This is a genomic window from Streptomyces sp. NBC_00448, assembly GCF_036014115.1.
Taxonomy (GTDB): Bacteria; Actinomycetota; Actinomycetes; order Streptomycetales; family Streptomycetaceae; genus Actinacidiphila.
Map to the genome: position 1 here is coordinate 7,836,111 of NZ_CP107913.1, position 12,635 is coordinate 7,848,745.

General features: G+C 71.5%; 14 protein-coding genes. 4 read left to right on the forward strand and 10 right to left on the reverse strand.

Annotated elements, in window-relative coordinates; translation table 11 throughout:
* Nucleotides 1-68 precede the first annotated feature (68 nt).
* Nucleotides 69-539, reverse strand: coding sequence for a PGPGW domain-containing protein (locus OG370_RS33780; protein WP_443060795.1), 471 nt, complete (start codon nt 537-539; stop codon nt 69-71).
* Between the two features lie 115 nt (nt 540-654).
* Nucleotides 655-1,500, reverse strand: coding sequence for a helix-turn-helix transcriptional regulator (locus OG370_RS33785; RefSeq protein WP_328470989.1), 846 nt, complete (start codon nt 1,498-1,500; stop codon nt 655-657).
* 53 nt (nt 1,501-1,553) lie between these two features.
* Between OG370_RS33785 and OG370_RS33790 the strand changes: the two genes are divergently transcribed.
* A complete protein-coding gene (locus tag OG370_RS33790; protein ID WP_328470991.1) occupies nt 1,554-1,709 on the forward strand; it encodes a hypothetical protein in 156 nt (51 codons plus the stop codon).
* A 41-nt stretch (nt 1,710-1,750) separates the two neighbouring features.
* Nucleotides 1,751-2,359 carry a TIGR03086 family metal-binding protein gene (locus OG370_RS33795; RefSeq protein ID WP_328470993.1) on the forward strand — a complete coding sequence of 203 codons (609 nt, stop codon included), beginning with the start codon at nt 1,751-1,753 and terminating at the stop codon, nt 2,357-2,359.
* 9 nt (nt 2,360-2,368) lie between these two features.
* On the opposite strand, the gene OG370_RS33800 is transcribed toward OG370_RS33795, so the two are convergent.
* Nucleotides 2,369-2,776 (reverse strand): hypothetical protein, encoded by a 408-nt coding sequence (locus tag OG370_RS33800; RefSeq protein WP_328470995.1) that lies wholly within the window; start codon nt 2,774-2,776, stop codon nt 2,369-2,371.
* A gap of 250 nt (nt 2,777-3,026) precedes the next feature.
* On the opposite strand from OG370_RS33800, the gene OG370_RS33805 reads away from it, so the two are divergent.
* Entirely contained in the window at nt 3,027-3,506 is a 480-nt protein-coding gene (locus tag OG370_RS33805) for an SCP2 sterol-binding domain-containing protein (protein ID WP_328470997.1), read from the forward strand.
* Between the two features lie 13 nt (nt 3,507-3,519).
* On the opposite strand, the gene OG370_RS33810 is transcribed toward OG370_RS33805, so the two are convergent.
* On the reverse strand, nt 3,520-4,089 hold the full coding sequence (locus OG370_RS33810; protein WP_328470999.1) for an NUDIX hydrolase: 570 nt from the start codon (nt 4,087-4,089) through the stop codon (nt 3,520-3,522).
* Nucleotides 4,090-4,173: 84 nt separating this feature from the next.
* Between OG370_RS33810 and OG370_RS33815 the strand changes: the two genes are divergently transcribed.
* Nucleotides 4,174-5,328 (forward strand): glycerate kinase, encoded by a 1,155-nt coding sequence (locus OG370_RS33815; protein ID WP_328471001.1) that lies wholly within the window; start codon nt 4,174-4,176, stop codon nt 5,326-5,328.
* Nucleotides 5,329-5,595: 267 nt separating this feature from the next.
* Here OG370_RS33815 and pssA read toward each other — a convergent pair whose 3' ends face one another.
* The 6 genes from pssA to ccrA all read right to left on the reverse strand — a co-directional run bounded on the left by pssA (nt 5,596) and on the right by ccrA (nt 12,420).
* Nucleotides 5,596-6,438, reverse strand: a complete 843-nt coding sequence (gene pssA, locus OG370_RS33820; RefSeq protein ID WP_328471003.1) for a CDP-diacylglycerol--serine O-phosphatidyltransferase — start codon at nt 6,436-6,438, stop codon at nt 5,596-5,598.
* Nucleotides 6,425-7,072 (reverse strand): phosphatidylserine decarboxylase, encoded by a 648-nt coding sequence (locus tag OG370_RS33825; protein ID WP_328471005.1) that lies wholly within the window; start codon nt 7,070-7,072, stop codon nt 6,425-6,427. Before OG370_RS33825 ends, pssA begins: the two co-directional genes overlap by 14 nt.
* 181 nt (nt 7,073-7,253) lie before the next feature.
* Complete coding sequence (locus OG370_RS33830) at nt 7,254-8,468, reverse strand: acyl-CoA dehydrogenase family protein (RefSeq protein ID WP_328471007.1); 1,215 nt, start codon at nt 8,466-8,468, stop codon at nt 7,254-7,256.
* Between the two features lies 1 nt (nt 8,469).
* Nucleotides 8,470-9,042, reverse strand: a complete 573-nt coding sequence (locus OG370_RS33835) for a MaoC family dehydratase (RefSeq protein WP_328474680.1) — start codon at nt 9,040-9,042, stop codon at nt 8,470-8,472.
* Between the two features lie 2 nt (nt 9,043-9,044).
* A complete protein-coding gene (locus tag OG370_RS33840) occupies nt 9,045-11,054 on the reverse strand; it encodes a protein meaA (RefSeq protein WP_328471009.1) in 2,010 nt (669 codons plus the stop codon).
* Nucleotides 11,055-11,067: 13 nt separating this feature from the next.
* Nucleotides 11,068-12,420: a crotonyl-CoA carboxylase/reductase gene (gene ccrA / locus OG370_RS33845; RefSeq protein WP_328471011.1), complete on the reverse strand. Its 1,353-nt coding sequence runs from the start codon at nt 12,418-12,420 to the stop codon at nt 11,068-11,070.
* Nucleotides 12,421-12,635: the final 215 nt, after the last annotated feature.

Below are 12,635 nucleotides of genomic sequence, written 5' to 3' on the forward strand. Positions count from 1 at the left end.
GCGGGCGGGCGCGTCGCGGTTCGGTGCCTCGCGGGTCAGGAGCCGGGCAGGCCATGGAGCCGTGCGGGTCAGGAGCGGTGCACCCGGCGGTGGCTCCACACCAGCAGCCCGAGCAGCACCAGGCCGGAGAGGATCAGGCTGGACCCGGTCGACCAGCCGCCGAAGGGCAGCCCGGACACCAGGCGGGCGCCCCAGACGACCCCGGCGCCGATCAGCCCGAGGCCGACCAGCGCGGTGCCGGCGATCCGCCATCGCGAGGCCACGCTCGCCTCGACGCCCTGCATCGCCCGGACCCGTACCGGCTCCTCGAACCGGGCCACCGCGGGCATCGCCCGCGAGAGCAGCACCAGCCCGGCGAGCACCAGCAGCATCCCGGGACCCGGCAGCACCAGCAGCGCCACCCCGACGAGCAGCAGGACGCCTCCTGCGGTGCCCAGCAGCACCCGCTTGGCCGGGTGGATGCGCCGGGCCCGCTCCGCGGCGTCGAGCCTGCCGCCCCCGCCGGTCCTGCCTTCTCCCGCCCGCCGCGCCGCGTTCACTCACTCACCGTAACGGTTTGGCGTGCGGCGGGCACGGCAACGCGCCTGGTGGGGCGGTACGGCCCTGGTGACGATCACGTCCTCGACCGCGGGCTCGGCCACGGGCGGTGGCGGTTCAGCCGCGGGCCAGCTCCTGGAGCCCGACCACGCGCAGCAGCTCCAGCCGCTCGTGCGACTCGCTGCCCGGGCGGGCCGTGTGGACGATCAGCCGCTGGTCGTGGTCCGGGTTGAGCAGCACCTCGCAGTCCAGCTCCAGCAGGCCGACCACCGGGTGCAGGAAGCGTTTGACGTCGCTGCGGCGCACCGCCACGCGGTGGTCGTCCCACAGCGCCGCGAACCCCTCGCTGCGGGCGCGCAGCCGGCGGACGAGCCCGGCCAGCCGCGCGTCGTCCGGGCGGCGGGCGAAGGTCGCGCGCAGGTCCGCCACCGCCACGCGGGCGGCCCGCTCCCGGTCCTCGGCCGGGATGAGGTCCCGCGCGGCGGGATCGGTGAAGTACCGCCAGATGATGTTGCGTTCGGCCTCGGGGCGGGCGGACGCGTCGCCGTGCAGCGCCTTGGCCATCGGGTTCTGCGCGAGGATGTCGCCGCGGTCGCTCACCACCTGGGCGGGGGTGTCGGTCAGTCGGTCGAGGAGCAGGAGCAGGCCGGGGCGGACGTGCTCCGTGGCGGGCCGGTTGCCGCGCGGGGGCTCCTCGCCGGCCAGATGGAAGAGGTGGTCCCGCTCGTCACCGGTCAGGCGCAGCGCGCGGGCGACGGCGGCGAGCATCTGGCGGGACGGGTGCGAGCCCCTGGCCTGCTCCAGCCGCGTGTAGTGGTCCGTGGACATCCCCGCCAACCGCGCCACCTCCTCGCGGCGCAGCCCCGGGGTGCGGCGGCGCGGGCCCTCGGAGAGCCCCACGTCGGCAGGGGCGAGCCGGGTACGGCAGCGGCGCAGGAAGTCGGCCAGCTCGGTTCTGTCCACCTCTCCACCATGCACCGGGACGCCGGGCGCAGCCAGGGACCGGCTGTCCCTGGATGAGGACGTCCCTCCCGCCGGCCCCGAACCGCCGCAGGCCGGGCACCGGACGGCGGCGCCACACCCTGCGCACCCGCGACCAGGCGTACGTGCCGTCAGCCCTCCGGCAGGTGGGCCCGCGCCGCCGCCCGGCCGCCGAACGCACCGCCTCCTGACAAAGCCCGCGGCGGCGTTCCCACGGGGCTAGGGTGGCGGGATGAGTGATCTTCGGGGGTATCACCGTACGGCGATCGAGGTGGCGTCGGCACTGGTCGGTGCCGTGCCGGCGGACGGGCTCGGGGCGGTCACGCCCTGCGGCTCCTGGGACCTGGGGCGACTGCTCGCGCACATGACCGGGCAGAACCACGGGTTCGCGGCGGCGGCGCGCGGCGAGCGCGAGGACATGGGGATCTGGGCGGACCGCCCGGTGGCGGCGGGGGAGGACCCGGGGCGGGCCTTCGCCGCGTCCGGCACCGAGGTGGTGGCCGCGTTCGCGGCGATCGAGGACCTGCCGGGCAGCCGGATGTGGCTGCCCGAGGTCCGGCCCGAGCCGCTGCGCGCCGAGGTGGCGGTCGGCTTCCAGCTCGTGGACACCGTCGTGCACGCCTGGGACGTGGCCAAGTCCATCGGTGCGCGGGCCGAGTTCGGCGCGGACCTGCTCGACGCCACGCTGCGGATCGCGCTGGCGGTGCCGGACGGTGCCGAACGGACGGCGCAGGGCGCGGCGTTCGCGCCCGGGGTGGCGGCGCCCGAGGGGGCCGCGGCCCTGGACCGCATCGTGGCGGCGCTGGGCCGCGACCCCCACTGGGCCGCGCCTGCGGGGTGACCGGCGTGATCAGGCGGTCGGGTAGCCGTAGCCCTGGCCGGGCTGCTGGCCGGGCTGACCGCCGGGCTGCTGCGGGTAGCCGTAACCGGGCGCCGGCTGCTGGTAGTTGGGCTGCTGCTGGTAGCCGAGCTGCGCCGGCTGGCCGCCGGCCGGGAACGCGCCGTTGGGGTCGCGGACCTCGGACAGCGCCCGCTTGATGACGACCTTCTGGAAGTAGCCGCTGCCGAAGAGTATGCAGAGGATGACGTACCAGAACTTCTCCGCGCCGGTCATCTCGACCAGGCCGTACTCGCTCAGCGCCTTCTTCACCGGCACCTTGGCCATGTAGTAGGCACCGAAGTAGATGCAGCCGAGGACGTACCAGAACTTCTCCGCACCGGTGTTGGTGCCGTGTCCGAGGAACTGCCGTTCCGCCATGGGACTTTCCGCCTTCTGTCGCTCGAAAATGGGAGTGCCGGGGTCGTGCCCGACCCGACTCCCGTCGGAGCGATGCCAGCTGGGCCGTCCGCGAAGCGGAAAGCCGTAGTCCCCCGTGGGCGGAATCCTAAGGGGAAAGGGGCACGGATGTCCCGTCTCGATGGGGAAGCCTTGCCACGTGGAGAGCGGTTCATTAACCTTACTCGCGAGTAAGGTTACTCCGAAGTCAGGAACAGGAAGAGGCGTTCGCATGGCCGCACTTGATGATCTCGACCTGGAGGCACTGGACTTTGGGTCGGTGGAGCCCCGGGAGTTCGCCCGGATCGTGAAGGGTCTGCCCGGCCGGCGGATCGCCGAACTGATGGCCGGGCCGCAGCGCCGCCGGGTGCTCGACGAGGTGTTCGGGCGGATGCACACCCTCTTCAAGCCCGAGGCCGCGGGCGGCCGGGACGCCCTGATCCGCTGGCGGATCACCGAGAACGGCACCGAGCCGGGCGACGGCGACGACGTCTACGAAACGCACATCGCCCGGGGCGCCTGCACCGTCGTCACCGAACGCACCGACCGCACACCGCAGTTGAGCCTCACGATGGCCGCGCCGGAGTTCCTGAAGCTGGTCTCGGGCAACGCCTCGGGGCCGACCCTGTTCTTCACCCGCAAGTTGAAGCTGAAGGGCGACATCCGGCTCGCGGGCGGCCTCACCTACTTCTTCGACATCCCCAAGGCGTGAGCGGCCGCGGCGGTCAACGCCCCGCGGAATCAGCCGAGTCGGCCGAGTCGTCTGGAGTGGCCGAGGCGGCCGGAGCGGACGAGCCGGCCGCGTCCGCCGGGTCCCCGTCGACCAGTTCGACCGGCCCGGTACCCGCCGCCAGCGCGGCCAGCCCGGCGCGGATGCGGCGCGCGCCGTTCGCGTACAGATACTGCTCCAGGTCGTCGGGCGCGACCAGCCGCCAGGAGTCCAACTCCTCCTCCTGCAGCCGGATCGCGCCGAGTTCCTGCTCGCCGAGCACGCCGCCGTCGTAGAGGTAGATCACCAGCGGGGGCCGCGCGGTCCCGCCGATCCAGTCCACCGCGAGCAGCGCGCCCGGCGGCACGTCGAGACCGATCTCCTCCAGGGTCTCCCGGCGGGCACCCTGCCGCGGGTTCTCGCCCTGGTCCGACTCGATGGTGCCGCCCGGCAGCGTCCAGGTGCCGTCGTCCCGGTAGTTGGGCTCCACGAGCAGGACCCGGCCGTCGGCCGACCGGAACAGGGTGCTCGCGCTCGCCAGGATCTTGGGCAGCGAGGCGATGTACGTGGCGTAGTCGGTGGTCATGCGCACCAACCTACGGGGCCCGCACCGCACGTGGGATAAGGTCCGGAGCGGCGCGACGTTCCGTTTCGGATCAGGAGAATTCACGTGTCCGATGCAGTACGACGGCCGACGGGGCATGTGCTCGTCGCCGCGGACAAGTTCAAGGGCTCGCTCACGGCGGTCGAGGTGGCCGCCCGTGTCACGGCCGGCCTGCACCAGGTCGCACCCGAGGTGACCGTCACGTCGCTTCCGGTGGCCGACGGGGGCGACGGCACCGTGGACGCGGCGGTCGCCGCCGGGTTCGAGCGCCGTACCGCGCGGGTGACCGGCCCGCTCGGCGAGCCGGTCGAGGCCGCGTACGCGCTGCGCGAGGGCACCGCGGTGGTCGAGATGGCCGAGGCGTCCGGGCTGCGGCACCTGCCGCCCGGGGTCTTCGCGCCGCTGACCGCCACCACCTACGGCACCGGTGAGCTGCTGCGGGCCGCGCTCGACGACGGTGCCCGCACGATCGTGCTCGGGGTCGGCGGCAGCGCCACCACCGACGGCGGCGCCGGCATGCTCAGCGCGCTCGGCGCGCGGCTGCTGGACGCGGAGGGGGTGCCCGTCGCCCCCGGTGGCGCCGCGCTGGCGTCGCTCGCGACCGCCGACCTGTCCGCGCTGGACCCGCGGCTGGCGGACACCGAGATCGTGCTCGCCAGCGACGTCGACAACCCGCTGCGCGGGCCCAAGGGCGCCGCGGCCGTCTACGGGCCGCAGAAGGGCGCCTCCGAGGACGACGTGGCCCTGCTGGACGGTGCGCTCGGGCAGTACGCGGCCGTCCTCGGCGCGACCCTCGGGGGTGCCGCGCTCAGCGCTGCCGACGCCCCGGGGGCGGGTGCCGCCGGCGGGATCGGCTACGGCGCCCTCGTCGGGCTGCGCGCGTCCTTCCGGCCCGGGATCGACGTCCTCCTCGACGTCCTCGGGTTCGCCGCCGCCCTCGACCGGGCCGACCTCGTCATCACCGGGGAGGGGTCCCTCGACGCCCAGACCCTGCACGGCAAGGCGCCGGTCGGGGTCGCCGCGGCCGCGAACGCCTCCGGCGTGCCCGTGGTGGCGGTCTGCGGCCGCCTCGCCCTTTCCCCCGCGGAGCTCGCGGAGGCGGGGATCAGCCGCGCCTACGCACTTGCCGAGCTGGAGCCCGACGTCCAGCGGTCCATGGCTGAGGCGGGGCCGCTTCTTGAGCGGGCGGCCGTCGCCCTCGCCCGGGATTTCCTGGGGTAGCGGGGCGACAAACCCCCGGGGCTGCCCCGTCCTGTCGGTTCAGGGACCACCCGTGCGCAGCCGCGGCTCCCTCCGTGCTTGAGGCGGAGGGAGCCGTGCTCAGCAGGCCACCGGCCCGCGGCCGGAGAAACACCGCGGCCCCGACGGCGAGCAGCCGAAGGGGCGCTGGGGGTGCCCCCGGCGAAGACAGGGGGAGGAACGGCGCGGGGACCCACCACTCACCGGTGGTCCCGGAACCGACAGGACGGGGAAACCCGGGGGGACCGCTTACCGCGCGGTAGCGCGCTCACGACGGTTCGCCCGGATGGTGTTGACCCGACGAGTCGTCGCGAACCCGGGAATCGTGGCCGCGGCCACACACTGGAGGGCGCAGCCCGCCTGCAGAAGCTGGTGCCCACCGGGAATGTTCAGGGTCCACGCGGCGAGGCACCCCATGCTGACCAGCGTCCAGCAGAACGTGATCAGCGCGAGCCGTCCGCGCGGCTTGGGGTACTCGACCCGGCTCACCATCAGCCACGCCACCCCGACGATCGCGATCACCGTGGGCAGGAAGGGCAGCTCCAGCAGCACCAGGGAGACCACGGTCATCGCCCCGAAGGGGCTGGGCATGCCCTGGAAGACCCCGTCCCGCAGCGTGGTGCAGGAGAAACGGGCCAGCCGCAGCACCACCGCGAGTACGACGAGGACGGCCGCGGCGGCGGCCACCTTGCCGTGTGCGTCGTCGGAGACGATGCCCCACACGACGACGAAGTACGCGGGCGCGAGCCCGAAGCTGATCAGGTCCGAGAGGTTGTCCAGCTCCGCGCCCATCGCCGAGCTGCGCAGCTTGCGCGCGACCAGCCCGTCGAAGAGGTCGAAGACCGACGCCATCAGCATCAGCGTCACCGCGTTGGCCGCGCTGTGCTTGGACATCGCGCTGTCGCCGTTGCCCATCAGGTGCGGCACCAGCACGCCGGTGGTGGTGAAGTAGACGGCCATGAAGCCGCAGATCGCGTTGCCGAGGGTCAGCGCGTCGGCGATCGAGAGCCGTGTCGACAGGGGCAGGTCGTCGTCCTGCTCCTCGATCTCGCTGACCCAGTTGCCGTGTGTCTCGTGCTCAGTCACGGTCAAGGCGCGTCACCCCAGCCGTCATGGTCTCGCCGACCTCGACCGCGGAGCCCACGCCTTCCGGCAGGTAGACGTCCACCCGGGAGCCGAACCGGATCAGCCCGATCCGCTCGCCCTGCTCGACCTTGCAGCCGCGTGGCACGTACGGCACGATCCGCCGGGCCACCGCGCCGGCGATCTGGATCACCTCGACGTCACCGATCTCGGTGTCGAAGTGCCAGACCACCCGCTCGTTGTTCTCGCTCTCCTTGTTGAACGCCGGGACGAAACCGCCGGGGACGTGCTCGACGGAGGTGACCGTGCCGCTGAGCGGGGCGCGGTTGACGTGGACGTTCAACGGGCTCATGAAGATCGCGACGCGGGTGCGCCCGTCCTTCCACGGCATGACGCTCTGGACCACGCCGTCGGCGGGGGAGACCACCCCGCCCTCGGTGATCTTCCGCTCGGGGTCGCGGAAGAACCACAGCATGCCGGCCGTGAGAACGGTGGCGGGGACGGCCACCGCCGCCCAGCGTCCGGAGCGGCGGGCACGCAGCAGACTGACCGCCGCCGTGGCCGCGGTCGGGAGGAGCCACGGCGACGCTCCGCGCGCGAGGCCGACCCGGCGGCGAGGTGCAGAGGATTGGCTGTGGGGCATGGAAGACCTTCGTAGCGGAGGGTGCCGCGAAATGCTTCAGGGGACGGCGGCTTTCATTGATGGTATCGGCTGACACCGGCAACTCGGCAAGCTGATGGGCGAGTCGATGGCTGGTTCCCGCGACCCCGGTCTTCACGCAGTGTGACCCTGATCTCAGGAAAACCACCGCGAACGCGGACATTCAGCCTTGGACACGGTACTCCTCCAACAGCCGCCGTCCGATGATCATTTTCTGGATCTCGGCGGTCCCTTCGCCGATCAGCAGCATGGGCGCCTCGCGGTACAGCCGCTCGATCTCGTATTCCTTGGAGAAGCCGTAACCGCCGTGGATGCGGAAGGCGTCCTCCACGACCTCTTTGCAGTACTCGGAGGCGAGGTATTTGGCCATGCCCGCCTCCAGGTCGTTCCGCTCGCCGGAGTCCTTCTTGCGGGCGGCGTTCACCATCAGCTGGTGGGCGGCCTCGACCTTGGTGGCCATCTCGGCCAGCTTGAACTGGATCGCCTGGTGCTCGGCGATCGCCTTACCGAAGGTGTGCCGCTGCTGCGCATAGGAAATGCCCAGCTCAAAGGCCCGGCGGGCGACTCCGCAGCCGCGCGCGGCGACATTCACCCGGCCCACCTCGACGCCGTCCATCATCTGGTAGAAGCCGCGGCCGCTGTCCCCGCCGAGCACACGGTCGGCCGGGATGCGGACGTCCTCCAGGATCAGCTCGGTGGTGTCGACGCCCTTGTAGCCCATCTTCTCGATCTTCCCGGGCACGGTGAGCCCGGAGACCTTCGGGTTCGGGCCGAAGCCGGGTTCCTTCTCGATCAGGAAGGTGGTCATCGACCGGTGCGCCGGCGCGTCCTGCGGCTGCCCCTCGTCGGTGCGGCACAGCACGGCCACGAGGTTCGCCGAGCCGCCGTTGGTGAGCCACATCTTCTGCCCGTTGATGACGTACGCGTCGCCCTCGCGGACCGCCTTGGTGCGGATCGCGGACACGTCGGAGCCGAGCCCCGGCTCCGACATCGAGAACGCTCCGCGCACGTCGCCGGTCGCCATCTTCGGCAGGAAGTAGTCCTTCTGCTCCTGCGTGCCGTGCTGCTTGATCATGTAGGCGACGATGAAATGCGTGTTGATGATGCCGGACACGCTCATCCAGCCGCGGGCGATCTCCTCCACGGTCAGCGCGTACGTCAGCAGTGACTCGCCGAGCCCGCCGTACTCCTCGGGGATCATCAGGCCGAAGATGCCGAGGTCCTTCAGGCCCGCGACGATCTCGGTCGGGTACTCGTCGCGGTGCTCCAGTTCGGTGGCGACGGGCAGGATCTCCTTGTCCACGAAGGAGCGCACGGTGGCGAGGATCTCCTGCTGGACGTCGGTCAGGCCATCGGTCTGCGCGAGGCGCTCGGCCATGTCACTTCCCTCCCCGGGAGTCGGTGCCGGTCGTGGTGGCGGTCGTGGGGGCTGTCGCGGTGCCGGTCACGGTGGCGGCGGGTTCGGGGCGCCCGGGCTGCTCGCCGCCGCGCTCCTTGACGTACGAAGCGGTCGGCACCATCACCTTGCGGCGGAAGACGCAGACCAGGGTGCCGTCCTGCTTGTAGCCGCGGGTCTCCACCTCGACGATGCCGCGGTCGTCCTTCGACTTCGACGGCCGCTTGTCGAGCACGGTGGTCTCGCCGTAGATCGTGTCGCCGTGGAAGGTCGGCGCCACGTGCCGCAGCGACGCGACCTCCAGGTTGGCGATCGCCTTCCCCGACACGTCGGGCACGGACATGCCCAGCAACAGCGAGTAGACGTAGTTGCCGACCACCACGTTGCGGCCGAAGTCCGTGGTGTGCTCCGCGTAGTTCGCGTCCATGTGGAGCGGGTGGTGGTTCATGGTGAGCAGGCAGAAGAGGTGGTCGTCGTACTCGGTGACCGTCTTGCCGGGCCAGTGCTTGTAGATCGCACCGATCTCGAACTCCTCGTAGGTGCGCCCGAACTGCACAGTCATACCTCCAGCTTGTTCGCTCGCCGGATCTCGTCCACGATCCGGCCGATGATCACGGTGATACCGAAGTCCTTCGGCGTGAAGACGGCCGCCACACCGGCCGCGCGCAGTTCCTCCGCGTCCGCGGCCGGGATGATGCCGCCGACCACCACCGGCACGTCGTCCACCCCGGCCCGCCGCAGCCGCGCGAGCACGTCCGGCACCAGCGCGGCGTGCGACCCGGACAGGATCGACAGACCCACGCAGTGCACGTCCTCGGCGACCGCCGCGGAGACGATCTGCTCGGGGGTCAGCCTGATCCCCTGGTAGACCACCTCGAAGCCGGCGTCGCGGGCGCGTACCGCGATCTGCTCGGCGCCGTTGGAGTGCCCGTCCAGGCCCGGCTTGCCGACCAGCAGCCGCAGCCGCCCGTCGCCCAGCTCCGCCGCGGTCCGCGCCACCTTCCGCCGTACGTCGGCCAGTTCGCCACCGGCGTCGGCGGTGACCGCGACCGGCGCGCTGCTCACCCCGGTCGGCGCGCGGAACTCGCCGAACACGTCGCGCAGCGCCGACGACCACTCGCCGGTGGTCACCCCGGCCCGCGCGCACTCCAAGGTGGCGGGCATCAGGTTCTCGGCGCCGACGGCGGCGGCCCGCAGCTCGGCGAGCGCCTTGTCGGTCCGCGGCTGGTCGCGGGCGATCCGCCAGTCGTGCAGCGCGGCCACCACGCGGGCCTCACCGGCCGGGTCCACCGTCATGATCGCCCGGTCCAGGTCCGCGGTGAGCGGGTTGGGCTCCGTGGACTCGTAGACGTTGACGCCGACGATCTTCTCCTCGCCGGACTCGATCCTGGCCCGCCGCTCGGCGTGCGCGGCCACCAGCTGCGACTTGAGGTAGCCGGACTCCACCGCGTCCATCACCCCGCCCAGTTCGGCGATGTGCGCCATCTCCGCGGTGGCCTGCTCGACCAGTTCGGCGACCTTCGCCTCGATCACATGGCTCCCGGCGAAGATGTCGTCGTACTCCAGCAGGTCGCTCTCGTGCGCCAGCACCTGCTGGATACGCAGGCTCCACTGCTGGTCCCAGGGACGGGGCAGGCCCAACGCCTCGTTCCACGCCGGGAGTTGCACCGCGCGGGCGCGGGCGTCCTTCGACAGCGTGACGGCCAGCATCTCCAGCACTATCCGCTGGACGTTGTTCTCCGGCTGCGCCTCGGTCAGGCCCAGCGAGTTGACCTGCACGCCGTAGCGGAACCTGCGCTGCTTCGGGTCCTGAACGCCGTACCGCTCGCGGGTGACGGTGTCCCAGATCCGGCCGAAGGCGCGCATCTTGCACATCTCCTCGACGAACCGCACGCCCGCGTTGACGAAGAAGGAGATCCGCGCGACCACGTCGCCGTGCCGCTCCCGCGGGATCTGCCCGGAGGCGAACACCGCGTCCAGCACGGCGATCGCGGTGGACATCGCGTACGCGATCTCCTGGACCGGGGTGGCCCCGGCCTCCTGGAGGTGGTAGCTGCAGATGTTGATCGGGTTCCACTTCGGGATGTGGTTGACCGCGTACGTGATCATGTCCGTGGTCAGCCGCAGCGAGGGGCCGGGCGGGAAGACGTGGGTGCCGCGGGACAGGTACTCCTTGACGATGTCGTTCTGCGTGGTGCCCTGCAGCGTGGTGATGTCGGCGCCCTGCTCCTCGGCGACCACCTGGAGGAGCGCGAGCATCCACATCGCGGTGGCGTTGATCGTCATCGAGGTGTTCATGCGCTCCAGCGGGATGTCCTGGAACAGCCGCCGCATGTCGCCCAGATGGGACACCGGCACCCCCACCCGGCCCACCTCGCCGAGCGCCAGCACATGGTCGGGGTCGTAGCCGGTCTGGGTCGGCAGGTCGAACGCCACCGACAGCCCGGTCTGCCCCTTCTCCAGGTTCCGCCGGTACAGCGCGTTGGACGCCTCAGCGGTCGAGTGCCCGGCATACGTCCGCATCAACCACGGCCGGTCCCGGTCCCGCTTCTTCTGTTCGGTCGTCACTGGTACCCCCCACTCACGCGTTCCGGAACAGGTTGATGGCGGGCAGGTGGCGCTCGCGCAGTTCGGGGTCGGTGACGCCCAGGCCCTCGCGCGGGGAGAGCGCGAGAACGCCGACCTTGCCCTGGTGCAGGTTGCGGTGCACGTCGTAGGCGGCCTGGCCGGTCTCCTCCAGGCTGTAGGTGCGCGACAGGGTGGGGTGGATCTTGCCCTTGGCGACCAGGCGGTTGGCCTCCCACGCCTCACGGTAGTTGGCGAAGTGCGAGCCGACGATGCGCTTGAGGCTCATCCACAGATAGCGGTTGTCGTACTCGTGCGTGTAGCCGCTGGTGGAGGCGCAGGTCACGACGGTGCCGCCCTTGCGGGTGACGTAGACCGACGCGCCGAACGTCTCGCGGCCGGGGTGCTCGAAGACGATGTCCACGTCCTCGCCGCCGGTCAACTCCCGGATGCGGGCGCCGAATCGTTTCCACTCGCGCGGGTCCTGGTGGTGCTCGTCCTTCCAGAACCGGTACCCCTCGGCCGAGCGGTCGATGATCGCGTCGGCCCCCATCCGCCGGCAGATCTCCGCCTTCTGCGGGCTGCTCACCACGCAGACCGGGTTGGCGCCGCCGGCCAGCGCGAACTGCGTGGCGTACGACCCGAGTCCGCCGCTCGCGCCCCAGATCAGCACGTTGTCGCCCTGCTTCATGTCGGCGCCGTTGCGGGAGACCAGCTGCCGGTAGGCGGTGGAGTTGACCAGCCCGGGTGCGGCGGCCTCCTCCCAGGTGAGGTGCGCGGGCTTGGGCATCAGCTGGTTCGACTTGACCAGCGCGATCTCCGCCAGCCCGCCGAAGTTGGTCTCGAAGCCCCAGATCCGCTGCTCCGGGTCGAGCATCGTGTCGTTGTGCCCGTCGGCGGACTCCAACTCCACGCTCAGGCAGTGCGCCACCACCCGGTCGCCGGGGTGCCACTTGTTCACGCCCGGCCCGGTGCGCAGCACCACGCCCGACAGGTCGGAGCCGATCACGTGGTACGGCAGGTCGTGCCGCTCGGCGAGCGGCGACAGGCGGCCGTAGCGCTCCAGGAAGGCGAAGGTGGGGACCGGCTCGAAGATCGAGGTCCACACCGAGTTGTAGTTGACCGAGCTGGCCATGACCGCGACCAGGGCCTCGCCCGGGCCGAGTTCGGGCACCGGCACCTCGTCCAGGTGCAGCGAGGTGCGCGGGTCCTTGTCGCGGGACTCCAGCCCGGCGAACATCTCCGCCTCGTCCTTGTGCACGGTGATGGCGCGGTACGACGCCGGCAGCGGCAGGGCCGCGAAGTCGGCGGCGGTGGCGTCCGGTGCCTGGATCGCGTCCAGGACTTCCTTCGTGGAACTCGTCGTCATGTGACTCGCCTCCGGCGAAGCGTTCTGCGCGTGCGCACGCTCTGCGGCAACGCTCGTTCAGGGAACGCGGTGTCGATGGGATGGAGGTGCCGTCGTCGGTTCGGCGAACAGATGAGATTCCCGGCCGGGCCTGGGGGACAGTGCCCGGACTACGGATACGGTATGGCACTGCGTGCCAGTCGTAAAGACACTGCGTGCCACTAATTTTCTCTCAA

What these genes read in the sequence shown, in the direction of transcription:
- OG370_RS33790 (WP_328470991.1), top strand. Translation starts at nt 1,554, where the DNA reads ATGAGGACGTCCCTCCCGCCGGCCCCGAACCGCCGCAGGCCGGGCACC.
- OG370_RS33795 (WP_328470993.1), top strand. Translation starts at nt 1,751, where the DNA reads ATGAGTGATCTTCGGGGGTATCACCGTACGGCGATCGAGGTGGCGTCG.
- OG370_RS33800 (WP_328470995.1), bottom strand. Translation starts at nt 2,776, where the DNA reads ATGGCGGAACGGCAGTTCCTCGGACACGGCACCAACACCGGTGCGGAG.
- OG370_RS33805 (WP_328470997.1), top strand. Translation starts at nt 3,027, where the DNA reads ATGGCCGCACTTGATGATCTCGACCTGGAGGCACTGGACTTTGGGTCG.
- OG370_RS33810 (WP_328470999.1), bottom strand. Translation starts at nt 4,089, where the DNA reads ATGACCACCGACTACGCCACGTACATCGCCTCGCTGCCCAAGATCCTG.
- OG370_RS33825 (WP_328471005.1), bottom strand. Translation starts at nt 7,072, where the DNA reads ATGCCCCACAGCCAATCCTCTGCACCTCGCCGCCGGGTCGGCCTCGCG.
- OG370_RS33830 (WP_328471007.1), bottom strand. Translation starts at nt 8,468, where the DNA reads ATGGCCGAGCGCCTCGCGCAGACCGATGGCCTGACCGACGTCCAGCAG.
- ccrA (WP_328471011.1), bottom strand. Translation starts at nt 12,420, where the DNA reads ATGACGACGAGTTCCACGAAGGAAGTCCTGGACGCGATCCAGGCACCG.